Origin of the sequence: Gluconacetobacter diazotrophicus PA1 5 (assembly GCF_000067045.1) — a bacterium.
GTDB lineage: Bacteria > Pseudomonadota > Alphaproteobacteria > Acetobacterales > Acetobacteraceae > Gluconacetobacter > Gluconacetobacter diazotrophicus.
On the sequence record NC_010125.1, the window covers coordinates 1,948,663 to 1,970,915 of the forward strand.

Genomic DNA, 22,253 nt, shown 5'->3' on the forward strand with positions numbered 1-22,253 from the left:
GCCGCGGCCGCCGGGGCACCTGTTCCCATCAACCAGGAATTTTGTCTTCGTGAGCAGCTTGCAACCCGTCCGCGGCACCCATGACCTGATCGGCGAGACCCAGCTTCGTCACGCCCATGTGGTGGAGACCGCGCGCCGGATTGCCGGGCTTTACGGCTTCGACGAATGGGCCACCCCCATCTTCGAGGACACGCGCGTCTTCGCCCGCTCGCTGGGCGATACGTCCGACGTCGTGTCGAAGGAGATGTATTCGTTCGAGGATCGCGGCGGTGAATCGCTGACCCTGCGGCCCGAGGGCACGGCAGGCGTGTGCCGCGCGCTGGTGACCAACGGGCTGACCCAGTCCCTGCCGCAGAAAGTGTTCTATGCCGGCCCGATGTTCCGCTACGAGCGGCCGCAGAAGGGACGCTACCGCCAGTTCCACCAGATCGGGGCGGAACTGATCGGCGCGGCCGAGCCGCTGGCGGATGCCGAGGCGATCGCCATGGGCCGCGACGTGCTGAAGGCGCTGGGCATCGCGGACGAGACGATCCTGGACCTGAACACGCTGGGCGACACCGAAAGCCGCGCCGCGTGGCGCACGGCGCTGATCGGCTATTTCACGGAATGCCGCGACCAGTTGTCCGACGACAGCCGCGCCCGGCTGGAGCGCAATCCGCTGCGTATCCTGGACAGCAAGGCGCCGCAGGATCGCGCGCTGGTGGCCGACGCGCCCCGGATCGGCGCATTCCTGACGCCCGAGGCCGTGGCCTTCTGGGATGGGCTGCGCTCGGCGCTGGACCTGATGGGCGTGCCCTTCCGCGAAAATCCGGGCATCGTGCGCGGCCTGGATTATTACGGGCACACCGCCTTCGAATTCGTCACCGAGCGCCTCGGCGCGCAGGGGACGGTCCTGGCCGGCGGCCGCTATGACGGGCTGGTCGCCGAAATGGGCGGCCCGCGCACCCCGGCCATCGGCTGGGCGGGCGGGATCGAGCGCCTGTCGATGCTGCTGGACGCGACGCCGGCGGCCCCGCGCCCGGTCGCGGTGGTGCCGATGGGCGAGGGCGCCATGGGCGCCGCGATCCTGCTGCTGCAGGCCCTGCGCGCGGGCGGCGTGCGGGCGGAAATCGCCTATCGCGGCAATACCAAGAAGCGGCTGGAACGGGCGAACCGGATCGGTGCCACGCATGCCGTGCTGATCGGCGAGGACGAGGTGGCGCGCGGCGTGGCCCAGGTCAAGGCGCTGGATGACGGGTCGCAGGCCGAACTGGCCCTGGACGCCGTCACGCCCTATCTGGCCGGGCTGGCCGGATAGACCGATGGGGCTCGACGACAGGCTGGACCGGATCGTCGCCCGGTCCGAGGAATTGCAGGCCGCGCTGGCCGAAGGGCTGGTCGGGGAGGCGTTCGCCAAGGCCTCGCGCGAATATGCCGAGCTTGAGCCGATCGTCGACCGCATCGGCGAACTGCGCCTGGCGGAGCAGGAAGAGCGCCAGTCGCAGGCGCTGCTGGCCGATCCGGAAATGCGCGAACTGGCCGAGGCCGAACTGGAAGATCTGCGCGCGCGCATTCCCGTCCTGCGCCAGGATATCCGCATCGCCATGCTGCCGCGCGACGAGGCGGACGAGCGCAGCGCCATCCTGGAAATCCGTCCCGCCGCCGGCGGGGACGAGGCCGCCTTGTTCGCCGCCGAGCTGTTCGACGCCTATCGCCGCTATGCCGCCCTGCGCGGCTGGCGGTTCGAGATCATGGAATTCGACGAATCCGAACTGGGCGGCCTGCGCGAGGGCATTGCCAACATCACCGGGCGCGGCGTCTTCGCGCGCCTGAAATACGAATCCGGCGTGCATCGGGTCCAGCGCGTGCCCGCGACCGAAAGCCAGGGGCGCATCCATACCTCGACGGTCACCGTGGCGGTGCTGCCCGAAGCCGGCGACGTGGACGTGCAGATCAATGACGGCGACCTGCGCATCGACGTCTATCGGGCATCCGGCGCGGGCGGCCAGCATGTGAACAAGACCGAGAGCGCCGTGCGCATTACCCACCTGCCCACCGGCCTGGTGGTGGCGATGCAGGAGGAAAAGAGCCAGCACAAGAACCGTGCGAAGGCGATGAAGATCCTGATGGCGCGCCTGTACGAGCGCGAACGCGCGGCGGCCCATGCCACCCGCGCCGCCGACCGCAAGTCGCAGGTCGGCACCGGGGACCGCTCGGAACGGATACGCACCTATAATTTCCCGCAGGGCCGCGTGACCGATCACCGGATCAACCTGACCGCCTACAAGATCGATCGCGTCATGATGGGCGAATTCGACGAATTCGTGGATGCGCTGACCCAGGACGAGCAGGCCAGCCTTCTGGCGGCGGAGGGGCTGTAGTTTCAGCAGCCGCTTACGAGGTCGGCACCGTGCAGAGGCTGGACCGGCCCGGATGATGCTCCACCACGGTAGGGTCCTCGGGGTCGGCCAGATAGAATTCGGTGAAGTTCCGCGTGCCCAGCGCGTTCAGCGTATGCCCGTCGGGATGATGCAGCACGCCCTCGCCGTTGACCTCGTGCGTTTCGACCCGGCCGTCGGGCATGCGCACGGTGATTTCGCCACACAGGACATAGGTGTGATTCAGCCGTCCCTCGGGTGTTTCGATCCGCACCGCCCGCTGCGGCACGGTGGCATCCAGCCGGATGGTGGCCATAAGCTGGTCGTCGATATAGAAGCGGGAGGTTTCCGAGATCTCGGCGTCCGCGCGGCCGTCCACCACGATGAACGATCCCGCCCGGGCGCGGGATACGGGCGCCGCCACGGTGGCGCAAGCCACCAGAATCGCAAGGATTCCCCATGAACGGACCTGATATGCCATGGCGGTACCGTAGGATGGATTGCCGTTGAAATGAAGAGGTTCGACGCCGCCCCGCCCCACGATCCGGCGGATATCGCATCCCTTCTGGCGTGGGCGGCCGGCCGGCTGGCCGCGGCCGGCCTGGATCATCCGCGACGCGAGGCCCGGCTGCTGATGGCGCACGTCCTGCGCACCGACCTGGCCGGCCTGCTGGCCAGATCGGCGATGGACGCGGCCGAGCACCGATCCTTCGTGGCCCTGGTCGCGCGGCGGGCCGCACATGAACCGATGGCCTATATCACCGGTCGGGCCGGATTCTGGTCGCTGGACCTCGAGACCGCGCCCGCCACGCTGATCCCCCGTGCCGACAGCGAAACCCTGGTCGAGGCCCTGCTGGCCCAGCGGCCCGACCGGGGCGCGGTGCGCACGATCCTGGACCTGGGAACGGGGACGGGGTGCCTGCTGCTGGCGGCACTGAGCGAGTATCCCGACGCCTGGGGCCTGGGCGTGGATATCGACCCGGATGCCGCGCATCTGGCCGCGCGCAATGCGCGCCGCACCGGGCTGCGGGACCGGTGCGCAATGCTGGCGGCCGACTGGTCCACGGCGATCGCGGGCCGTTTCGACGTGGTGTTCAGCAACCCGCCCTATATTCCCCGGGCCGATCTGGCGGGATTGATGCCGGATGTCCGTGATCACGAGCCGGCCCGCGCCCTGGATGGCGGGACGGACGGGCTGGATGCCTACCGGCTGCTGACCGGGGCCTTGCCCTCGCTTCTGGCGCATGGCGGCATTGCAATTTTTGAAATCGGCATCGGCCAGGAACGCAGCATGCCGGACCTCGCCCGACAGGCGGGACTTGATATCGTGGGAATCCGTACCGATCTGGGTGGTATTCCCCGTGCTGTACTGATGCAACAGTGCCGGGTCTGAGCCAAAAAACCATTTGGCAGACCGTGTACAAGGGAATAAATTGGCCGAGGAATGCAGGCAGGGGTATTGACCCTCTTTAACTGCCGCGTGCCGATCCTGAACGCATGACAACGGATATGACCGCTACGGCTGCGGGAAGCTGTAATCGTTGCGTAGGGCGATGGGATCACATGCCGGGCGGATGGCCAGGCACCCAAGATGACAATAGGGGACTGGTGGTCCCGGCGGCCGCGGACCAGTGGCGACCGTTAACAGGAAAGTGCTGCGACAGCTTATGAACATGAAACGCATGCGGGGCCGACACCATCGCTCGGGCGGCAGCAATGGCGGCAGTATACGCCAGCAGAACGGCCAGATCCCGCTCAACCGGAACCATGTGTTCGACAGCAATGGTCCCGACCTGCGTATTCGCGGGACGGCCCAGCAATTGTTCGAAAAATATCTTCAGCTTGGCCGTGATGCCAGCGGATCGGGCGATCGCGTCATGGCGGAAGCCTATTTCCAGCATGCCGAGCATTACTTCCGCATCCTCAACGCCATGACCCAGGCAGCCCAGCAGAACCAGCAGGACCGCCAGGAACGTCAGCCCCGACAGCGCCCCACCGCTGTGGCGGACACGAACGACGGTGAGCCCGGCGACGATGCCCCGGGCGAGGAACCGGCCGAAAAAGGCAAGCCGGATGTGGAACTCGCCCCGGCCGAAGCCTGATCATGTGCTGACGAATGCGCGCCGGCGTTTATCCGGCGCGCGTTCTATGGCGGATCGGACAGGACCGTCCGAATGGCCTGCGTCAGGTGCGCCAGTTCTTTCGGCGCGATGGTAAAGGCCGGCGTCAGGTAGACGATCGTCCGGAATGGCCGCACCCATACGCCTTGATCGACCAGACGGGCCTTCAGGCGGTTCATGTCGCGGATCCGCTCCAGTTCCACCACGCCGATCGCCCCCATGGTTCGTACGTCGCGCACGGCGGGCAGGTGGCGGCAGGCTTCCAGTTCGTCGCGCATCTGCGCGCCGATGGCGGCAACCTGTTCCAGGCGCGGTTCGCGCTCGAACAGGTCCAGCGACGCGTTGGCGCAGGCACAGGCCAGCGGGTTGGCCATGAAGGTGGGCCCGTGCATCAGGGCATGCGTCGGGTCGTCGGACAGGAACGCCTGGAAGACGTGGCGCCGCGCCACCGTCGCGGCCAGCGGGACCGTTCCCCCCGACAGCGCCTTGGACAGCGTGATGATGTCGGGGACGATGCCGGCCTGCTGGCAGGCGAACAGGCTGCCCGTTCGTCCGAAGCCGGTAAAGATTTCGTCCAGGATCAGCAGCACCCCGTGCCGGTCGGCGATCTCGCGCAGCGCGCGCAGGGTCGCCGGGTCGTGGAAGAGCATTCCGCCCGCGCCCTGGACCAGCGGTTCGACCAGGATTGCCGCCACGTGTTGGCCTTCGGTCTCCATCAGATGGTCCAGGGCGGCGCACGATGCCGCGTCGCACGGCAGGTCGGTGATGACATGTTGGGGCAGGACACCGGCGAACAGGCTGTGCATCCCTTCTTCCGGATCGCACACCGCCATGGTCGCCAGCGTGTCCCCATGATAGCCGCCACGAAACGCGACCAGCCGGGTCCGTCCGGACTGGCCCCGGTTCAGCCAGTATTGCACGGCCATCTTCATCGCGACCTCGACCGCGACCGACCCGGAATCCGAGAAGAACACGCGCTCCAGGTCGCCCGGCAGCAGGTCGGTCAGCCGCCGCGCCAGGCGCAGCGCCGGTTCATGCACCAGGCCGCCGAACATGACATGCGGCATGCGCGCAAGCTGGTCGGTCGCCGCCTGGCGAATGTGGGGGTGGTTATAGCCATGGCAGGCCGTCCACCACGACGCGATGCCGTCGATCAGTTCCCGCCCGTCCGACAGACGGATGCGGCACCCGTCGGTAGCCGTCGCGGGCAGGGGGGGCGATGCCGTGTGCATCTGCGTGTAGGGCAGCCAGACATGGGGCAGCCCGGCGTCAAACCAGTCCGGTCCGGTCATCGGCGCATCCTTCGAACGAGAGATGGGAATTGACCGGCCCCATGCGGTCCGGCAGAAAACTTCGCTTCATGACCCGTTTCGATCCCTTTTTCCAGACCGCGCTGGACGACCTGGACCGGCGTCACCTGAAGCGCGTGCTGTCGCCCGTCGATCGGGACGGACCGGTCATCGTCCGCCGCGATGGCGCAAGCCTGCTGGATTTCTCGTCCAACGACTATCTCGGCCTGTCCCATCACCCCGCGCTGCGGGCCCGCGCCATCGACTGGACCGAACGCTTCGGCATCGGCAGCGGCGCATCCCGCCTCGTCACCGGAACCAGCGAACAGTACCGGCAGGTCGAGGCCAGGCTGGCCCGCTTCAAGGGCACCGAGGCGGCCCTGCTGCTGGCCTCGGGCTGGCAGGCCAACGCGGCGGTGCTGCCCGCGCTGCTGCGCATTTCGGCTGCCCAGACCGGCGAACCCGCCCTGGTCTTCACCGACCGGCTGAACCATGCCAGCCTGCATCACGGCTGCCAGGCCGCCGGCGTGCGGCAGATCCGCTTCGCGCATAACGACCTGGGGCACCTGGAGCATCTGCTGGCCCAGCGGCAGGCGCAGCGCGGCCTGCGCTTCATCGTGACGGAAAGCGTGTTCAGCATGGACGGCGACCGTGCCGACGTGGCCGGATTGCGGACGCTGGCCGACCGGTATGGCGCCTTCCTCTACCTGGACGAAGCCCACGCGACCGGCGTGCTGGGGCCGCAGGGCAGGGGCCTGTCGGCCGAAGCCGGCGGGGTGGATCTGGCGATGGGCACGTTCAGCAAGGCGCTGGGCGGATTCGGCGCCTATGTCGCGGGATCGCGCGCCGTCTGCGACTGGCTGGTCAGCACCTGTTCCGGCTTCATCTACACCACGGCGCTGCCGCCCGGGGTGCTGGGGGTAATCGACGCGGCACTGGACCTGGTTCCCACGCTGGATGCCGAACGGGCGCATCTGGCCGGCCTGGCCGACCGGATGCGCGCGGGGGCAGGGGCGCTGGGCTGGTCCACCGGGCCGTCCAGCACGCAGATCGTCCCCGTCATCGTCGGCGCGGCCGATCGGGCGCTGACCCTGGCGCGGGCGCTGGCGGCGCGGGGCATGCTGGGCACCGCCATCCGGCCGCCGACCGTACCGGCGGGCAGCGCGCGCATTCGCGTCGCCCTCAGCGCCGCGCATGACGAAACGATGGTCGACCGGCTGCTGTCGGCGCTGGAGGACGCGGCGCGGGAGCATGGCATTGCCCCCTGAGCCCGCCTTCCGTCCCGGCCTGCTGTTTGTCCATGGCTGGGGCTTCACGCCCGATTTCTGGCAACCGGTGCAGGACAGGCTGGGGCGGCAGGATGCCGTCAGGCTGGATTTCGGGTTCTTCGGCCCCGCCTGCATGGAGGCGCGCCCCGCGCGACCCTACGTCGCGGTCGGCCATTCCCTGGGCGCGCTGTGGCTGCTGCTGCACCGGCCGGCGGCCTGCCTGGGCATGGTACTGATCAACGGCTTCGCCCGGTTCGGCGCGGCGGCGGATTACCGGCAGGGCGTTCCCGCCCGCGTCATCGACCGCATGGTCCAGGGACTGGACCATAACGCCGACGGCGTGGTCGCCACCTTTCGCGACCGCGCGGGCATCGGCACGCCACCGCCGGGCGCGGCCGATCCCGGCCGGCTGGCCCGGGCCCTGGCGATCCTGCGCGACGCCGATGCCCGTCCGCTGCTGGCCAGCCCGGACGCCCTGCCGCCCGTCGCCGTCCTGGCGGGGCGGGTGGACCCGATCGTCTCGCCCGCCATGACCGATGCCTGTTTCCATGACCGGCTTGCCGTCGACTGGATCGCGGATGGCGGCCATCTGCTGCCGCTGACCCATCCCGACGCCTGCGCCGCCGCGATTACGCATATGATGGATGCCGCCCCATGAATCCGCGCAAGCACCAGATCGCGGCCCGTTTCGGCGGTGCCGACTCCTATGACGCCGCCGCCCGCATCCAGGCGTCGGTGGCAGCGCGCCTGGCCGATCGGATCAGGGCCGCCTGCGATGCGGCCGGTGGCCTGGCGCCGGCCCGTATCCTCGAACTGGGTTGCGGCACCGGTTTCCTGAGCGCCCATCTGCGCCGCCTGTTCCCCGATGCCATCCTGACGGTTACCGATCTGGCGCCGGAAATGGTCGAACGCGCGCGCGCGCGCCTGACGCCCCTGGGCGGGGACGTCCGCTATGCGGTCGTGGACGCGGAAGATCCCGCATCGGTCGGCACGGGGTTCGACCTGATCTGTTCCAGCCTGTCGATGCAATGGTTCACGGACCCCGCCGCAACGCTGGACCGCCTGGCCGCGCGGCTGGCGCCGGGCGGCATGATGGCGCTTTCCACCCTCTGCGCCGGCAGCTTCGCGGAATGGCGTGCGGTGCACCGGGCGGCGGGACTGGACTGCCCGGTGCCGTCCTATCCGGGCCTGGAGCAACTGCAGGCCGACTGGCCCGGTGCCGGGGTGGGGTCATGGCGGCACGAAACGCTGATCGACCATCCCGCATCCGCGCTGGATTTCGTGCGCGAACTGCGCCAGATCGGCGCATCCCTGCCGCGCGACGGCGCACGGCCCGCGGGGCCGGGCACGATGCGCCGGCTGTTGCGCGATCTGGACAACCGGGGCGGCGTTACCGCGACCTACGAGATCGGATACGGCCTGTTTCGCACGCCGTCGCGCCGGGGCGTGTTCGTGACCGGTACCGATACCGAGGTCGGCAAGACACTGGCGGCGGCGTGCCTGGTCCAGGCCTGGAATGCGTCCTACTGGAAGCCGCTACAGACCGGCATTGCCGAGGACACCGCCGACAGCGTCACCATTGCCGCGCTGTGCGGCGTGGACCCGGCCCGGATCGCCCGGCCCGCCGTGGTCCTTCCGGCCCCGCTGTCACCCTTCGACGCGGCGGAGCAGGACGGGATCACGCTCGATGCCGCGCGGATCGTACTCCCGCCCGCCCGGGACGCGCGTCCCGTGGTGGTCGAAGGGGCAGGTGGGGTCATGGTCCCGATTACGCGCGACTGCATGATGATCGACCTGATGGTCCGTTTCGCCCTGCCGGTGGTGGTGGTGGCCCGCAGCCAGCTCGGTACGATCAACCATACGCTGCTGACCCTGCAGGCCCTGCGGTCACGCGGCCTGGCCGTCGCCGGCGTGATCCTGAACGGACAGCCGTCGCGCGAGGCACGGCGGGCGATCACCCTGTTCGGCGGGGCCCGCGTCCTAGCGGAATTTCCGCATCTGGATCAGGTCGGTCCCGAACAGGTCGCGAACCTGGCCGGCTTGCTGCCGTCCTATGACGATCTGTGGTGCTATCCCTGAAACCCGTCCGTCCCGGTCAATACCGGCGGAGCAGGCCGACGAGCTGGCCCTGGATTCGGACCCGGTCCGACGGGACAATGCGCGGCTCGTAGCGCGCGTTGGCCGGTTCCAGCGCGATGGTGCTGCCGCGCCGGCGCAGCCGTTTCAGCGTGACTTCCTGGTCGTCGATCAGCGCGACGACGATCTGTCCGTTCTGCGCCACGTCGCCCCGGCGGATGATCACCGTATCGCCGTCCAGGATTCCGGCCTCGATCATCGAATCGCCCGCGACTTCCAGCGCATAATGCTCGCCATGGCCCAGCAGGTTCATCGGAACCTCGATCTGCGCCCCGGTTTCACGCAGGGCCTCGATCGGCTGGCCGGCGGCGATCCGACCATAGAAGGGCAGGTGAATCGCCCCGGCCTCGGTCGCAACGGACGCCCCCGCCAGCCGGTTGGCGAAATCACCCTTGATGACATTGGGCACGAAGGATTCGGCAGCAGCGGACTCGTCGGTGGCGGGTGCGGTGACCGGCGGGGGACCGGATTCCGCCAGGGGCGGCTTGCCGGTGGCGGCCGGCATGGTTTCCGGCAGGCGCAGGACTTCCAGGGCGCGGGCGCGGTGGTGACGGCGACGGAGGAAATCCCGCTCCTCCAGCGCCGAAATCAGGCGGTGGATGCCGGATTTCGACCGCAGGTTCAGCGCATCCTTCATTTCGTCGAAGGAGGGTGAAAAGCCCGTCTGTTTCAGATGCCGGTCGATGAACAGCAGCAGTTCATGTTGCTTGCGCGTCAGCATTGGCACCCCCGTGATCGTACTGTTCCGATGGTTGGCCGATCCGTTACCAGGGCATGGAACAAACAGGAAACCTAATGCCGATGTTCTATATTGGTTCCCCCTGCGCCGTCAACAGCCCTCGGAGGCTGCCCGGAAATGTGGGCTGGTGGGCGAGAGTGCCGCGCAGCGCGCATTTCCGGTCAGCCATCTCAGATGGACAGCGTATCCAGGCGGATGATCCGGCACGGCTCGCCCGTCCGGGCCGCAGGGGCGTGGGGGGCGCGCAGGATCAACGCCTGGCTGTCCGCCAGGGTGCGCAGCATGGCCGAATCCTGTCGCGGGAACGCGGTGGCGAGCAGGCTGCCGTCCGCCGCCCGGTCCAGCCGGGCACGCAGATGGTCCGCCCGATGGTCGTTCGCCGGCAGGTCGCCCCCCAGTGTCGCCAGGTCGTACGCCACCATCGGGTCGCTGCGGCCCGCCAGTACCCGGATTGCCGGCATGGCGAAAACGATGGCGCAGATCATGGCCGCCACCGGATTGCCCGGCAGGCCCAGCACCGGCACCCGGCCGATTCGGCCATGCATCAGCGGCTTGCCCGGACGCATCGCGATCTTCCAGAAATCGACCGACAGCCCGATCCGCTCCAGCGCCCGCTGCACCAGATCATAGCGGCCGACGCTCGCCCCCCCCACGGTCAGCAGCAGGTCCGCACTCTCGACGCCCTGGGCCAGCCGCGCGATCTCGGCTTCGTCATCGCGCGCGATCGGCAGCATCACCGGCGTTCCGCCACAGGCCCGGACCAGCGCCGCCAGCATCGGGGCGTTGGAATTGGCGATTCCCCCCGGCGCGATCGTCTCTCCCGGCAGCGCGATTTCATCGCCCGTCGCCAGGATCGCGACGGTCGGCTTCCGGTGGACGGGAACCCATGCGTGATTGGCCGCCGCTATCAATCCGACCTCGCGCGCCAGCAGCAGCCGTCCGGGGGCCACCACGATCTGCCCCAGGGCGAAATCCTGGCCGCGCCGCCGGATGTGCCGGCCCGCCTGGGCGTCCGCGCTCGCGGTCATCCGCCCGTCCGATTCGGTCGCGTTTTCCTGGATCAGCACGCTGTCCGCCCCGTTGGGCATCACGCTGCCGGTATAGATCCGCACGCACCCGTCCGGGGTGACGACGCCGGGGAAGGGGTGGCCGGCGGGGCTCTCGCCGATCACCGGCAGGGTCGTACCGGCCCGGCAGTGCGCCGCCTGGACCGCGTATCCGTCCATGGCCGAAATATCGGCTGGCGGATTGTCCAGTCGCGCGGCAATGCCGGCCCCCGCGACGCGCCCCCAGGCCTCGGCCAGGGGCACGAGTTCCGGCCCCATGGGAATCAGTTCCGCCAGGATTCGCTCCTGGGCCTCGGACACGCTCAGCATTGGTCCCGTTCTCCCCCGTTTTGGCGCGAATCACACATATCTGGACGATCGGTGCGACTAACGCTTGACCTCGGGGCTGTGTATGCGCATTTTCCGCCGACTTGAACCACTGCTGCACCTGATTGTTCCAGCAGCGGCGGAGCAGTGCTGAGGATTCCATGGCCAAGAGTAACACGATTCAGATCAAGCTCGTCTCGTCGGCGGACACCGGGTATTTCTACGTCACGAAGAAGAATGCCCGTGCCCAGACCGGCAAGCTCGAAATGCGCAAGTACGATCCCGTCGCGCGGAAGCATGTCGCCTTCCGCGAAGCGAAGATCAAATAAGCAGGCGGGCTCTACGGGACATGTCCCGTGGAATCGGCACAAAAAAGCCGGGTGGTCCATCGGACCCCCGGCTTTTTTCGTTGGGTTTCCCCTTTAGTAGAGGTGTTCGTGCGCCCCGTAGGGGACGACCAGTTCATCGGGTCGGGACAGGTTCAGCATCGCCCGCGCCCGTTCGTCCAGCGTGTCGCTGTCCAGCGCGCTTTCCTTCAGCCCACGCACCCGACGGACCCAGACCTGCTGTTCCGCCATGGCGTCCTGCTGGGCGGCCCGGGCCTCGGCCAGCAGTTGCAGCTGCGCCTTGTAGCTCTGCAGCCCATGGTCGCCCTGCATGACGTTCCAGCCGAAATAGGCGGTCAGGCCGATGAACAGGGCAGGGGGAATGACCATGCGGATTGCCCGTCGAATCATCCGGCCGATCTGCATGGTCTGGTACGCCCCCTTGTCGCGTTCAGCGAATTCCATCGCGAACTATTCCCGATCCGGTGGCGGGAGGGAACAGTTTTTCCCTCCCTTTCCGCCGGATCGGTACGTTTTCCGCGCGATCAGGCCGTCTTGAGGATCGTCCGGCCAGCGTAACGGGCCGCAGTGGCCAGTTCGTTCTCGATCCGGATCAGCTGGTTGTATTTCGCCGTGCGGTCGGAGCGCGACAGCGAGCCGGTCTTGATCTGCCCGCAATTGGTCGCGACGGCCAGGTCGGCGATGGTCGAATCCTCGGTTTCGCCCGAACGGTGGCTCATCACGGCGGTATAGCCCGCGCGCTGCGCCGTCTCGACCGCTTCCAGCGTCTCGCTCAGCGTGCCGATCTGGTTCACCTTCACCAGCAGCGAATTCGCCACCCCGGCCTTGATGCCACGGCGCAGGCGGTCCGGATTGGTCACGAACAGATCGTCACCCACCAGTTGCACCGTCTTGCCCAGCGTCGCGGTCAGCACGGCCCAGCCTTCCCAGTCGTCTTCCGCCAGGCCGTCCTCGATCGACACGATCGGGTAGCGCGCGGCCAGGTCGGCCAGGTAGGCCACCATGCCGGCGGAATCCAGGGTCTTGCCTTCGCCTTCCATGACATAGAGGCCGTCACGGTAGAATTCGGTCGCAGCGCAATCCAGCGCGAAGGTCACATCGTCGCCGGGGCGGTAACCGGCGGCCTCGACCGCCTTGGTGATGAAGCCCAGTGCGTCGTCGGCGGATTTCAGGCCGGGGGCGAAGCCGCCCTCGTCACCGACATTGGTGTTATGGCCGGCGGCCGACAGGTTCTTCTTCAACTGGGCGAAGATTTCCGAACCCACGCGCACCGCGTCGGCCAGGGTGGGGGCGCCCACCGGCTGGATCATGAATTCCTGGATGTCGATCGGGTTGTCGGCATGCTGGCCGCCATTGACGATGTTCATCATCGGCACCGGCAGGGTGCGGGCATAGACGCCGCCGACATAGCGATAGAGCGGGATCTGCAGTTCCTCGGCCGAGGCCTTGGCCACCGCCAGCGATACCGCCAGGATGGCGTTGGCGCCCAGGCGGGCCTTGTTCGGCGTGCCGTCCAGGTCGATCATCGCCTCGTCGATCGCCACCTGGTCCATTGATTCGGCGCCCTGCAGGGCCTCCAGGATCTCCGTCTCGACATGCTCGACCGCCTTCAGGACGCCCTTGCCGCCGAATCGGGACTTGTCGCCGTCGCGAAGCTCGACGGCCTCATGCGCGCCGGTGGATGCGCCCGACGGAACGGCGGCGCGTCCCTTGGCACCCGACGCCAGTTCGACATCGACCTCGACAGTCGGATTGCCGCGGCTGTCCAGGATTTCGCGCGCGACGATATCGACGATAGCACTCATGACTCTGCTTCCTCGGTTTGTGGATATTGGGGTTTGTGGATATTGGGCCCGTTGCAGGTTCGACCGGGACGTGCGACCGCGACCGGGCCCTCCCCTTCGGTCACGGCGGGACCATAGCAGGACCAGACGGAGAAGAACATGAAGCGCCTGCCTCTGCTGGCGATCATAATGGGGATCGCCAGCCCGTTTCCAGCCATCGTCTGTGCGACGGCGCTCCTCTTCTATCCTTCGGATCGGCCGTTGCCGGGCCTGACGATGGCGCTGGTGGCGTATCTGGCCCTGATGCTGGCCTTCAGCGGCGCGGTCCATTGGGGGCTGGCACTGGACCGCCCGGCCGTCGTCACGGCATCGCCTACGACGCGGACCGACAACCGCCGCATGCTCACCGGCGGTGTTCCGCTGCCCGTAGGCTGGCTGGCCATCCTGGCGACGTTCCTGGGGCATGCGGGGGCGGGCCTGGCGATCCTGCTGGCAGGATTTGCCGGGCTGTTCCTGGCCGAACGCGCGGCCTGGCGCCGGGGCGAATTGCCGTCCGGCTATCTGGCGCTGCGGCTGTGCATGACCGCCGTCATCATGACCTGTCTGGCGGTGGCGCTGCTGGCCCGCGCGATATGACGCGGGCCAGGGGGGGGCCTACGGGGTGCCGGCCTTGGTCAGCCGGTCATATTGGGCCAGGCGCTGGACCAGGGCCTTCATGTCCCGGATCGGGATCATGTTCGGTCCGTCGCTGGGCGCGCTGTCCGGGTCCTGGTGCGTTTCGATGAAGACCGCCGCGACGCCGATCGCCAGCGCCCCCCGTGCCAGGATGGGGGCGAATTCCCGCTGGCCGCCCGACGATCCGCCCAGGCCGCCCGGCTGCTGGACCGAATGGGTGGCGTCGTACACGACCGGATAGCCGGTCGCCGCCATGATCGGCAGGCCGCGCATGTCATTGACCAGCGTGTTGTAGCCGAAGCTGGTCCCGCGCTCGCACAGCATGATGCGCTCGTTGCCGGTCGAGGCGATCTTGGCCGCGACATTCGTCATGTCCCACGGCGCCAGGAACTGCCCCTTCTTGACGTTGATCGCGGCCCCGGTTTCCCCGGCCGCCAGCAGCAGGTCGGTCTGGCGGCACAGGAAGGCCGGGATCTGCAGCACGTCCACGGCGGCGGCGGTGGGGGCGCACTGGTCCGCCGCATGCACGTCCGTCAGCACCGGCACGCCGAATCGCTCGCGCACCCGTGCCAGGATTTCCAGCCCCGCCGCCATGCCCACGCCACGCGCGGCGCCCAGGCTGGTGCGGTTCGCCTTGTCGAACGAGCTTTTATAGATCAGGCCGACCCCGGTTTCCCGTGCGATGCCGTGCAGCGCGTCGGCCGTTTCCATCGCATGGGCTTCGGATTCGATCTGGCACGGCCCGGCGATCAGGACGAAGGGACGATCGTTGCCGACGGTCAGGCTGCCGAGCGAGACGGATTTCGGATGGGTCATACCAGCCGCATCTTCTTCACGGCCGCGCCGACGAAGCCCGAGAAAAGCGGATGCGGATCGAACGGCTTGGACAGCAGTTCGGGATGGTACTGCACCGCGACGAACCAGGGATGGTTCGGATACTCCACCACTTCCGGCAGGATGTCGTCCGGCGACATGCCCGAGAACTGCAATCCGGCCTTCTCCAGCACCTCGCGGTAATGCACGTTCACCTCGTAGCGGTGGCGGTGGCGTTCGCGGATCTCGGTCTTGCCGTAGATTTCAGCCACGCGGGAGCCTTCGGCCAGCTTGGCGGCATAGGCGCCCAGGCGCATCGTCCCGCCCATCTCGCCGCCCTCGCGCCGGCGCAGCAATTCGTTGCCCCGCGCCCATTCCGTCATCAGGCCGACCAGGGGTTCCTCCGTCGGGCCGAATTCGGTCGAAGACGCATCGGGCAGGCCGGCCAGGTTGCGGGCGCATTCGATGACAGCCATCTGCATCCCGAAACAGATGCCCAGGAACGGGATGTTGTGTTCCCGTGCGAAGCGTACGGCCTGGATCTTGCCTTCGGACCCGCGTTCGCCGAAACCGCCGGGAACCAGGATCGCGTGCGCGTCGCGCAGCGCCTCGATCGCCGTTTCCGACTTCTCGAAGATCTCGGCCTCGACCCAGTCCAGCTTGACGCGGACCCGGTTGGCGATGCCGCCATGCTGCAGCGCCTCGATCAGCGATTTATAGGCATCCAGCAGGGCCGTGTATTTGCCCACCACGGCGATCCGCACCTCGCCCTCGGGGTGGCGCATCGCGTCCAGCACCCGGTTCCATGCCGACAGGTCGGGTTCCTGGTCATGGGGCAGGCCGAAATGGCGCAGGACCTCGGTATCCATGCCTTCGGCGTGGTACGAGACCGGGCAGGCATAGATGGTGTCGACGTCCAGCGCCGCGATCACGGCCTCGGGCCGCACATTGCAGAAATTGGCGATCTTGCGCCGTTCGGTGTCGGGAATCGGCCGGTCGGACCGGCACAGCAGCATCTGGGCCTGGATACCGACATTCTGCAGTTCCTTGACGGAATGCTGCGTCGGCTTGGTCTTCAGTTCGCCGGCCGAGGGAATCCACGGCAGCAGGGTCAGGTGGACGAACATCGTCTGCCCGGCGCCCAGGTCGTTGCGCAACTGGCGAATGGCCTCGAGGAACGGCAGGCTTTCGATGTCGCCCACGGTGCCGCCGATTTCCACCAGCACGAAATCCAGGTCCTCGGTCCCCGCGACCACGGCTTCCTTGATGGCGTCCGTGATGTGGGGGATGACCTGAACGGTCGCGCCCAGGTAATCGCCGCGCCGTTCGCGGGCGATCACGTCGGAATAGATCTGGCCGGTTGTGGCGTTGTCGGCCCTGGTCGCATGGACGCCGGTGAAGCGTTCATAATGTCCAAGGTCCAGATCGGTCTCCGCGCCATCGTCGGTTACGAAGACTTCGCCATGTTGATACGGGCTCATGGTGCCCGGATCGACGTTGAGATAAGGATCGAGCTTGCGTAGCCGGACCCGGTATCCGCGCGCCTGCAGCAGGGCCGCGAGGGCTGCCGAGGCAATGCCTTTACCGAGTGAGGAGACCACGCCGCCAGTGATGAATACAAACCGCGTCATGGATGGCCTCCCTACACTGTTTCGCCCCGCCGTGAAAAGTCCATACCGGACGGACCGTCCGATCGGGGCGATAAAAAACCATCCCCGCCATGCGACGGGGAGGGCGGGCGGCGATCAGTGCGTCGGCGCGGGCGCGGCCGGAGTGGCCGGAGCGGCGGGCAGCGTGGCAGGGGCGGCGGGTGCCGGCGGCTGCGCCAGGATGTCATGCCCGCTGCCGGTCGAGGCCCCACGGTTCATGACCGCCAGGGTCAGCGACAGGATCATGAAGATTCCGGCCAGGACCGACGTGGTGCGGGTCAGCAGGTTGGCGGTTCCCCGCCCGGACATGAAGCTTCCCATGCCCTGGCTGCTGCCGATTCCCAGGCCACCGCCCTCGCTGCGCTGGATCAGGACCGTCCCGATCAGGGCCAGGGTTACGAACAGATGCAGAAAAAGAAGGACGGTAATCATACTCGCTTCCAGGTAAGGCGCCGCCCAAGCAAGGCACAGCAAAAGGACCGTTTACAGGTCCACGGCGGCCCGCACAATCGGCAGAAACGTGTCGGCCTGCAGGCTTGCGCTGCCGACCAGCGCGCCGCCGACCTCGGCGATCGGCAGGATGGACGCCGCGTCGCGCCCGTTGACCGATCCACCATAAAGGATCCGAATCGTTTTTCCAGCCGCACCGAACTGACGCACCAGCTCGGCGCGGATGAAGCCCATCATGTCCGCGATGTCCTGGCTGGCGGCCGGGTTGCCCGATCCGATCGCCCATACGGGCTCGTAGGCCACGACGCCGCTGAAACCGTCGGGCAGCGATCCCTGGATCTGCCAGCCGATCGCGTCGCGGCTTTCGCCGGACGCCTTCTGGTCGCCGGTCTCTCCGATGCAGACGATCGGGGTCAGTCCGGCGGCCAGGGCGGTCTGCGTCTTCTCGCGCACCGTCTCGTCCAGCTCGCCGTGGTCGCGGCGCCGTTCGGAATGACCCAGCACGACATATTCCACGCCAAGGTCGGCAAGCATGGCGGCGGATATGTCGCCGGTATGCGCGCCCGACGCCGCCTGATGGCAGTCCTGCGCCCCCAGTGCGATGCCGCTGCCCTTCAGGAGGGGGCCGATCCCGGCCAGTTGGGTGAACGGGGGACAGACCACGACCTGCGGAGGCGAGGGGATGGTGGCCAGGCCCTCCGCGATCTCCCCGACCAGGTCGCGCGAAGGGGCGCCCAGTCCGTTCATCTTCCAGTTGCCGACGATCATCTGCCTCATGTGTCTCGATCCCTGTGTTTCCGCGCCGCCCTTCGGTCGGGTCTCGGGCGATCTTGTGTTTTTTTCAGGGGTACTGCCGACCGGGTTATAACATCCTACACCATGCGTCCCGCCCGCATGCAATGCCGCAGGACCCTGCTGGCGGGGGCGTGAACAGGGTTCTGGTCAAGCGGCGGCCGTGTCCGTATGGTGCGCGGCCGAAAAGGGGGCCGCTAGGCGGCCCCGACGTCTGTGCCGCTCTCGTCCGGATCCTGCATTTAATGATTTCCTTCCTGCGCCACGCCTTCGTCGATTCCTGGCTGGGCCGTATCATCGCCGGCCTGCTGTTCCTCGCCTTCGTCGGCTGGGGGGTGGGTGACGTGCTGTCCAATATCGGCAGCGAACGCGCGGATGTCGTCGCCCGGGTGGGCGACCAGACCATCACCACGGACTCGTTCCTCTCGGCGGTGCAGAACGAACTGCAGCAGCTTGCCCGCCAGATGGGCGTCGGCGACCCGTCGCAGATCCCGGCCGCGGCCCGTGGCCAGGCGGCGCAGCAGGTCCTGCAGCGCCTGGTGACCCAGTCCGAAATGATCCTGGCGGCCGGGCGGCTGGGCGTGACGGTGCCCGACGACGTGCTGCGCGACGAGGTCTTCGGCCTGCAGATCTTCAAGGGGCCGGATGGCCGCTTCGACCGCGCGCTGTTCGATTCGCGGCTGCGTCAGATCGGCATGACCGAGGCACGGCTGCTGGACATCGTGCGGACGGACCTGGCCGTCCGCGCGCTGGTCGAGCCGCTGCAGAGCGGCGCGCGCGCTCCGGAAGTCATGGTGCGCCGCGCGTTCGATTTCGGCGCCCAGGCCCGGACGATCGACCTGGTGCGCATCGCCCTGGGCGACCAGGGGACGCCCGCGCCCGACACGGCGACGCTGCGCCGGTTCTACGACAATCATCCGTGGCTGTTCCGGCTGCCGGAATTCCGGCATGCGCGCATCGTCGTACTGTCGCCCGACACGGTCGCGCGGTCGATCGACATTCCGGATGCCGAGCTGCGCCGTCTCTATGACGCACAGCAATCGAAATACCATGTGCCCGAGACCCGCAGCGTGCAGATCGTGACCGCGCCCAGCCAGGCCCGCGCCCAGGCCATTGCCGCCCAGTGGCAGGCGGGTGCCGACTGGGCCAAAATCCAGTCTGGCGCCAAGGACAGCGCGGCGGTGGGAATGGACAACGTCCGCGAAAGCGCGATTCCCTCGCCCGGCCTGGCGAAGCTGGTCTTCGCCGCCCCGGCTTCGGTCCTGCAGGGACCGGTGCAGACCGATACCGGCTGGGTCGTCTTCAGGGTGACGCAGGTCACGCCGCCGCATGACACCGATTTCGCCACCGCCCGGCAGGAACTGCGCGACCAGATGGCCCAGACCCAGGCCGCCGATCTGGTGGGGCCGCGCGTGCAGAAGCTGCAGGACGCGATCGCCGGCGGCGGGCTGGACCGCATTCCCGACAATCTGGGTGCCGTGGCCATCGCCGGGACGCTGGACGAGCAGGGCCGGACGCAGGCCGGCGAACCCGCGCCGGTTCCCGGAAGCGACGCGCTGCGCCGGGCGATCGTGGCGCGGATCTTCGCCCAGGCGAAGGGGGCGAACCCGACACTGGTGCAGGGGCCGGACAATGCCTGGTTCGCCGTCGCCGTGGACAGCGTGGAACCGGGCCAGCTTCGCCCCTTCGACGCCGTGCCCGACCAGGGACGCGGCGCGTGGGAGGACGAATCCCGCCGTCACACCGCCAATGTGCAGGCCACCGCGCTCTACCTGGCCGCGAAGGCCCATGGCGGCGTCGCGGCGGCGGCGGGCCCGGGGCAGCAGGTCCTGCACCCCGCGCCGCTGGGGCGCGGACAGCAGATCGAGGGCGTGCCCGATGAGCTGGCACGCCTGGTCTTCCGCCTGGGCGCTGCCGGGCAGACCGTCATGCTGGACGAACCGGACGGGTTCTATGTCGCGACCCTGACCGCGATCACCCATCCCGATCCCGCGACCCAGCCGATGCAGGTCGACCGCATCCGCACCGGCCTGTCGCAGGCGATCGCCAACGATATCGGCCTGTCCTACGCGGCAACGCTGCAGCAGGCCGTCAAGCCCAAGACCAACATGGGCGCGCTGCAATCCGCCCTGTCGTCGGTGACCGGCAGCCCCGCCGCCGGAGAATCCAGCCCGTGAGCATCCCCTCCGCCTCCGCCGCCCCGGTTCCGGCCGGGCGCGACGACGTGCTGGCCACGCTCCGGCAGGGACAGGGCGCGGTGGTCTGGAGCATCGAGGCCGCGGACCTGCTGACCCCGGTCGCCGCCTATATGCGCCTGTCGCGCCTGGCCGGGGCCAGCGACACGGCGCCCCCGCGCAACGCGTTCCTGCTGGAAAGCGTCGAGGGCGGGGTGGCGCGCGGCCGGTATTCGGTGATCGGCCTGCTGCCCGACCTGATCTGGCGCTGCCATGGCGGCGCGGCCACGATCAACACCGACGCGGCGCGGGACCCGGCCGCGTTCGTGCCGGCCGGGGTGCCGCCGCTGGATTCGCTGCGCGCCGTGATCCGCGCCAGCCAGATGACGTTGCCGTCCGGCCTGCCGCCCATGGTGGCCGGGCTGTTCGGCTATCTGGGCTATGACATGGTCCGGCAGATGGAGCATCTGCCGGACATGCCGGCTGACGACCTGGACCTGCCCGAAGGGGTGATGATCCGCCCCGGGCTGTTCGCGATCTTCGATACGGTGCGCGACGAGCTGATCCTGGCGGCGCCCGTGCGCCCCCGAAGCGACCGCACGCCCGAAGCGGCATGGCAGGCGGCGCAGGACCTGCTGGCCACGGCGCGGCGCACCCTGTCCGAGCCGCTGCAACTGCACGAGATCACGCCGGATTATACCGGGCCGCTCGAGGCGCCGCGCTCGACCTTCACGCGTGAGGGTTTCTGCGCCATGGTCCGGCGCATCCAGGACTACATCGCGGCGGGCGATGCCTTCCAGGTCGTGCCCAGCCAGCGTTTCTCGACCGCCTTCACGCTGCCGCCGCTGGCGCTGTACCGGGCGCTGCGCCGCATCAATCCGGCGCCGTTCCTGTTCAACCTGGCGTTCGACGGATTCAGCCTGGTGGGCTCGTCGCCCGAAATCCTGGTCCGGCTGCGCGACGGGCAGATGACGGTGCGCCCGCTGGCCGGCACCCGCCCGCGCGGCCGGACGGACGAGGAGGATCTGGCGCTGGAGCGGGACCTGCTGGCCGACCCCAAGGAACTGGCCGAGCACCTGATGCTGATCGATCTGGGGCGCAACGATATCGGGCGGGCCTGTACCGTGGGTTCGGTCCAGGTGACCGAGAAATTCGTCATCGAGCGCTTCAGCCACGTCATGCACATTTCCTCGAACGTCGAGGGGCAGTTGCGGCCGGGGCTGGAGGCGCTGGATGCCCTGATCGCGGGCTTTCCCGCCGGGACCCTGACCGGCGCGCCGAAGATCCGTGCGATGGAGATCATCGACGAGGTCGAGCCGACCCGCCGCGCCACCTACGCCGGATGCATCGGCTATTTCGGGGCGAACGGCGCCATGGATACCTGCATCGGCCTGCGCATGGCCGTGGTCAAGGACGGGCAGATGCACGTGCAGGCCGGCTGCGGCGTGGTGGCCGACAGCGTGCCCGACCTGGAATACGAGGAAACCCGGCACAAGGCGCGTGCCCTGTTCCGCGCGGCCGAGGACGCTGTGCAGTTCGCCCGCGGGCAGAACACGGCGGGATCATAAAATTGCGCCGTTCTTAACGAGTGGCGCAATAAAATCCCCATTTTTGAACGCCAGACATTATTTTGATTAATTTCTGATCTGTTGTTTGACCGGGCCGAAACGGGAGGTCATCATATTGCCATGATCCTGCTGATCGACAATTACGACAGCTTCACCTTCAACCTCGTCCACTATCTGGGCGACCTGGGGGAGGTGTGCGACGTTCGCCGCAATGACGCGCTGACCGCCGACCAGGCCATGGACCTGAACCCCGACGCCATCGTGCTGTCGCCCGGCCCGGGCACGCCGGACCAGGCGGGGATCTGCTGCGAACTGATCTGCAAGGCCGCCGGCCGCGTTCCGGTCTTCGGCGTCTGCCTGGGGCACCAGGCCATCGGGCAGGTGTTCGGCGGAACGGTCGTGCGGGCGCCCACCCCGATGCATGGCAAGGTCAGCCCGGTGACCCATGACGGGAGCGGCGTATTCGCGGGCCTGCCCGACCCGTTCCTGGCCACGCGCTATCACAGCCTGACCGTCGATCCGGCCGACCTGCCGTCCGACCTGGTGCCGGTCGCCCGGACCGAGGACGGCGTCATCATGGGGCTGCGCCACCGCACGCTGCCGATCTTCGGCGTCCAGTTCCACCCCGAGAGCATCGCGTCGGAACACGGGCACGACATCCTGGCCAATTTCATGGCCATCGCGCGGGGCCTGAACACACCGCGAAAAGCGGCCTGAGC

At 68.2% G+C, this 22,253-nt stretch carries 22 protein-coding genes; 12 read left to right on the forward strand and 10 right to left on the reverse strand.

What is annotated here, in order from left to right; genetic code table 11:
* The first annotated feature begins 49 nt into the window (after positions 1 to 49).
* Together hisS and prfA are read left to right on the forward strand one after the other, a co-directional pair.
* Positions 50 to 1,297 (forward strand): histidine--tRNA ligase, encoded by a 1,248-nt coding sequence (gene hisS / locus GDI_RS09110; RefSeq protein ID WP_012225532.1) that lies wholly within the window; start codon positions 50 to 52, stop codon positions 1,295 to 1,297.
* Between the two features lie 4 nt (positions 1,298 to 1,301).
* Positions 1,302 to 2,360, forward strand: a complete 1,059-nt coding sequence (gene prfA, locus GDI_RS09115; protein WP_012225534.1) for a peptide chain release factor 1 — start codon at positions 1,302 to 1,304, stop codon at positions 2,358 to 2,360.
* Positions 2,361 to 2,373: 13 nt separating this feature from the next.
* On the opposite strand, the gene GDI_RS09120 is transcribed toward prfA, so the two are convergent.
* Positions 2,374 to 2,838 carry a T-complex 10 C-terminal domain-containing protein gene (locus tag GDI_RS09120; protein ID WP_012225536.1) on the reverse strand — a complete coding sequence of 155 codons (465 nt, stop codon included), beginning with the start codon at positions 2,836 to 2,838 and terminating at the stop codon, positions 2,374 to 2,376.
* Between the two features lie 30 nt (positions 2,839 to 2,868).
* On the opposite strand from GDI_RS09120, the gene prmC reads away from it, so the two are divergent.
* Positions 2,869 to 3,750 carry a peptide chain release factor N(5)-glutamine methyltransferase gene (prmC, locus tag GDI_RS09125; RefSeq protein WP_012225537.1) on the forward strand — a complete coding sequence of 294 codons (882 nt, stop codon included), beginning with the start codon at positions 2,869 to 2,871 and terminating at the stop codon, positions 3,748 to 3,750.
* 274 nt (positions 3,751 to 4,024) lie between these two features.
* Entirely contained in the window at positions 4,025 to 4,459 is a 435-nt protein-coding gene (locus GDI_RS09130; protein WP_012552976.1) for a DUF4167 domain-containing protein, read from the forward strand.
* 44 nt (positions 4,460 to 4,503) lie between these two features.
* On the opposite strand, the gene GDI_RS09135 is transcribed toward GDI_RS09130, so the two are convergent.
* Positions 4,504 to 5,769 carry an adenosylmethionine--8-amino-7-oxononanoate transaminase gene (locus GDI_RS09135; RefSeq protein ID WP_012225539.1) on the reverse strand — a complete coding sequence of 422 codons (1,266 nt, stop codon included), beginning with the start codon at positions 5,767 to 5,769 and terminating at the stop codon, positions 4,504 to 4,506.
* Positions 5,770 to 5,837: 68 nt separating this feature from the next.
* On the opposite strand from GDI_RS09135, the gene GDI_RS09140 reads away from it, so the two are divergent.
* Genes GDI_RS09140 through bioD form a run of 3 tightly spaced genes read left to right on the forward strand, consistent with a single transcriptional unit; the run spans position 5,838 to position 9,113 of the window.
* Positions 5,838 to 7,034 carry an aminotransferase class I/II-fold pyridoxal phosphate-dependent enzyme gene (locus tag GDI_RS09140; RefSeq protein WP_173363371.1) on the forward strand — a complete coding sequence of 399 codons (1,197 nt, stop codon included), beginning with the start codon at positions 5,838 to 5,840 and terminating at the stop codon, positions 7,032 to 7,034.
* Complete coding sequence (locus GDI_RS09145) at positions 7,018 to 7,692, forward strand: alpha/beta fold hydrolase (protein WP_049762846.1); 675 nt, start codon at positions 7,018 to 7,020, stop codon at positions 7,690 to 7,692. Before GDI_RS09140 ends, GDI_RS09145 begins: the two co-directional genes overlap by 17 nt.
* Positions 7,689 to 9,113, forward strand: coding sequence for a dethiobiotin synthase (gene bioD, locus GDI_RS09150; protein WP_012225546.1), 1,425 nt, complete (start codon positions 7,689 to 7,691; stop codon positions 9,111 to 9,113). Before GDI_RS09145 ends, bioD begins: the two co-directional genes overlap by 4 nt.
* 16 nt (positions 9,114 to 9,129) lie before the next feature.
* On the opposite strand, the gene lexA is transcribed toward bioD, so the two are convergent.
* The gene (gene lexA / locus GDI_RS09155; protein ID WP_012225548.1) at positions 9,130 to 9,891 is read right to left on the reverse strand and encodes a transcriptional repressor LexA; all 762 of its coding nucleotides are present in this window, start codon (positions 9,889 to 9,891) and stop codon (positions 9,130 to 9,132) included.
* Positions 9,892 to 10,079: 188 nt separating this feature from the next.
* Positions 10,080 to 11,285 carry a molybdopterin molybdotransferase MoeA gene (locus tag GDI_RS09160; RefSeq protein ID WP_012225556.1) on the reverse strand — a complete coding sequence of 402 codons (1,206 nt, stop codon included), beginning with the start codon at positions 11,283 to 11,285 and terminating at the stop codon, positions 10,080 to 10,082.
* Positions 11,286 to 11,443: 158 nt separating this feature from the next.
* On the opposite strand from GDI_RS09160, the gene rpmG reads away from it, so the two are divergent.
* Positions 11,444 to 11,611 carry a 50S ribosomal protein L33 gene (gene rpmG / locus GDI_RS09165; protein WP_012225557.1) on the forward strand — a complete coding sequence of 56 codons (168 nt, stop codon included), beginning with the start codon at positions 11,444 to 11,446 and terminating at the stop codon, positions 11,609 to 11,611.
* Positions 11,612 to 11,704: 93 nt separating this feature from the next.
* Here rpmG and GDI_RS09170 read toward each other — a convergent pair whose 3' ends face one another.
* Together GDI_RS09170 and eno are read right to left on the reverse strand one after the other, a co-directional pair.
* Positions 11,705 to 12,034 (reverse strand): FtsB family cell division protein, encoded by a 330-nt coding sequence (locus GDI_RS09170; protein ID WP_012225558.1) that lies wholly within the window; start codon positions 12,032 to 12,034, stop codon positions 11,705 to 11,707.
* A gap of 119 nt (positions 12,035 to 12,153) precedes the next feature.
* Positions 12,154 to 13,434, reverse strand: coding sequence for a phosphopyruvate hydratase (gene eno, locus GDI_RS09175; protein WP_012225559.1), 1,281 nt, complete (start codon positions 13,432 to 13,434; stop codon positions 12,154 to 12,156).
* Positions 13,435 to 13,572: 138 nt separating this feature from the next.
* Here eno and GDI_RS09180 point away from each other — a divergent pair, with 138 nt between their 5' ends.
* Positions 13,573 to 14,049 (forward strand): DUF3429 domain-containing protein, encoded by a 477-nt coding sequence (locus GDI_RS09180; protein WP_012552980.1) that lies wholly within the window; start codon positions 13,573 to 13,575, stop codon positions 14,047 to 14,049.
* Positions 14,050 to 14,067: 18 nt separating this feature from the next.
* Here GDI_RS09180 and kdsA read toward each other — a convergent pair whose 3' ends face one another.
* The 4 genes from kdsA to tpiA all read right to left on the reverse strand — a co-directional run bounded on the left by kdsA (position 14,068) and on the right by tpiA (position 17,777).
* Positions 14,068 to 14,904, reverse strand: coding sequence for a 3-deoxy-8-phosphooctulonate synthase (gene kdsA, locus GDI_RS09185; RefSeq protein WP_012225561.1), 837 nt, complete (start codon positions 14,902 to 14,904; stop codon positions 14,068 to 14,070).
* A complete protein-coding gene (locus GDI_RS09190) occupies positions 14,901 to 16,532 on the reverse strand; it encodes a CTP synthase (RefSeq protein ID WP_012225562.1) in 1,632 nt (543 codons plus the stop codon). The genes kdsA and GDI_RS09190 overlap by 4 nt, the downstream gene beginning before the upstream one ends.
* 114 nt (positions 16,533 to 16,646) lie before the next feature.
* Positions 16,647 to 16,982, reverse strand: coding sequence for a preprotein translocase subunit SecG (gene secG / locus GDI_RS09195; protein ID WP_012225563.1), 336 nt, complete (start codon positions 16,980 to 16,982; stop codon positions 16,647 to 16,649).
* Between the two features lie 51 nt (positions 16,983 to 17,033).
* On the reverse strand, positions 17,034 to 17,777 hold the full coding sequence (gene tpiA, locus GDI_RS09200) for a triose-phosphate isomerase (protein WP_012225564.1): 744 nt from the start codon (positions 17,775 to 17,777) through the stop codon (positions 17,034 to 17,036).
* A 260-nt stretch (positions 17,778 to 18,037) separates the two neighbouring features.
* Between tpiA and GDI_RS09205 the strand changes: the two genes are divergently transcribed.
* From GDI_RS09205 to GDI_RS09215, 3 genes are all read left to right on the forward strand, one after another.
* The gene (locus GDI_RS09205) at positions 18,038 to 19,969 is read left to right on the forward strand and encodes a peptidylprolyl isomerase (protein WP_012225565.1); all 1,932 of its coding nucleotides are present in this window, start codon (positions 18,038 to 18,040) and stop codon (positions 19,967 to 19,969) included.
* Positions 19,966 to 21,534: an anthranilate synthase component I gene (gene trpE, locus GDI_RS09210; RefSeq protein WP_012225566.1), complete on the forward strand. Its 1,569-nt coding sequence runs from the start codon at positions 19,966 to 19,968 to the stop codon at positions 21,532 to 21,534. The genes GDI_RS09205 and trpE overlap by 4 nt, the downstream gene beginning before the upstream one ends.
* A 120-nt stretch (positions 21,535 to 21,654) precedes the next feature.
* The gene (locus GDI_RS09215; protein ID WP_012225568.1) at positions 21,655 to 22,251 is read left to right on the forward strand and encodes an anthranilate synthase component II; all 597 of its coding nucleotides are present in this window, start codon (positions 21,655 to 21,657) and stop codon (positions 22,249 to 22,251) included.
* The last annotated feature ends 2 nt before the right edge of the window (positions 22,252 to 22,253 follow it).

Coding starts and splice junctions, on each gene's coding strand:
- prfA (WP_012225534.1), top strand. CDS start 1,302: ATGGGGCTCGACGACAGGCTGGACCGGATCGTCGCCCGGTCCGAGGAA.
- GDI_RS09120 (WP_012225536.1), bottom strand. CDS start 2,838: ATGGCATATCAGGTCCGTTCATGGGGAATCCTTGCGATTCTGGTGGCT.
- prmC (WP_012225537.1), top strand. CDS start 2,869: ATGAAGAGGTTCGACGCCGCCCCGCCCCACGATCCGGCGGATATCGCA.
- GDI_RS09130 (WP_012552976.1), top strand. CDS start 4,025: ATGAACATGAAACGCATGCGGGGCCGACACCATCGCTCGGGCGGCAGC.
- GDI_RS09135 (WP_012225539.1), bottom strand. CDS start 5,769: ATGACCGGACCGGACTGGTTTGACGCCGGGCTGCCCCATGTCTGGCTG.
- GDI_RS09140 (WP_173363371.1), top strand. CDS start 5,838: ATGACCCGTTTCGATCCCTTTTTCCAGACCGCGCTGGACGACCTGGAC.
- GDI_RS09145 (WP_049762846.1), top strand. CDS start 7,018: ATGGCATTGCCCCCTGAGCCCGCCTTCCGTCCCGGCCTGCTGTTTGTC.
- bioD (WP_012225546.1), top strand. CDS start 7,689: ATGAATCCGCGCAAGCACCAGATCGCGGCCCGTTTCGGCGGTGCCGAC.
- lexA (WP_012225548.1), bottom strand. CDS start 9,891: ATGCTGACGCGCAAGCAACATGAACTGCTGCTGTTCATCGACCGGCAT.
- GDI_RS09160 (WP_012225556.1), bottom strand. CDS start 11,285: ATGCTGAGCGTGTCCGAGGCCCAGGAGCGAATCCTGGCGGAACTGATT.
- rpmG (WP_012225557.1), top strand. CDS start 11,444: ATGGCCAAGAGTAACACGATTCAGATCAAGCTCGTCTCGTCGGCGGAC.
- GDI_RS09170 (WP_012225558.1), bottom strand. CDS start 12,034: ATGCAGATCGGCCGGATGATTCGACGGGCAATCCGCATGGTCATTCCC.
- eno (WP_012225559.1), bottom strand. CDS start 13,434: ATGAGTGCTATCGTCGATATCGTCGCGCGCGAAATCCTGGACAGCCGC.
- GDI_RS09180 (WP_012552980.1), top strand. CDS start 13,573: ATGAAGCGCCTGCCTCTGCTGGCGATCATAATGGGGATCGCCAGCCCG.
- kdsA (WP_012225561.1), bottom strand. CDS start 14,904: ATGACCCATCCGAAATCCGTCTCGCTCGGCAGCCTGACCGTCGGCAAC.
- GDI_RS09190 (WP_012225562.1), bottom strand. CDS start 16,532: ATGACGCGGTTTGTATTCATCACTGGCGGCGTGGTCTCCTCACTCGGT.
- secG (WP_012225563.1), bottom strand. CDS start 16,982: ATGATTACCGTCCTTCTTTTTCTGCATCTGTTCGTAACCCTGGCCCTG.
- tpiA (WP_012225564.1), bottom strand. CDS start 17,777: ATGAGGCAGATGATCGTCGGCAACTGGAAGATGAACGGACTGGGCGCC.
- GDI_RS09205 (WP_012225565.1), top strand. CDS start 18,038: ATGATTTCCTTCCTGCGCCACGCCTTCGTCGATTCCTGGCTGGGCCGT.
- GDI_RS09215 (WP_012225568.1), top strand. CDS start 21,655: ATGATCCTGCTGATCGACAATTACGACAGCTTCACCTTCAACCTCGTC.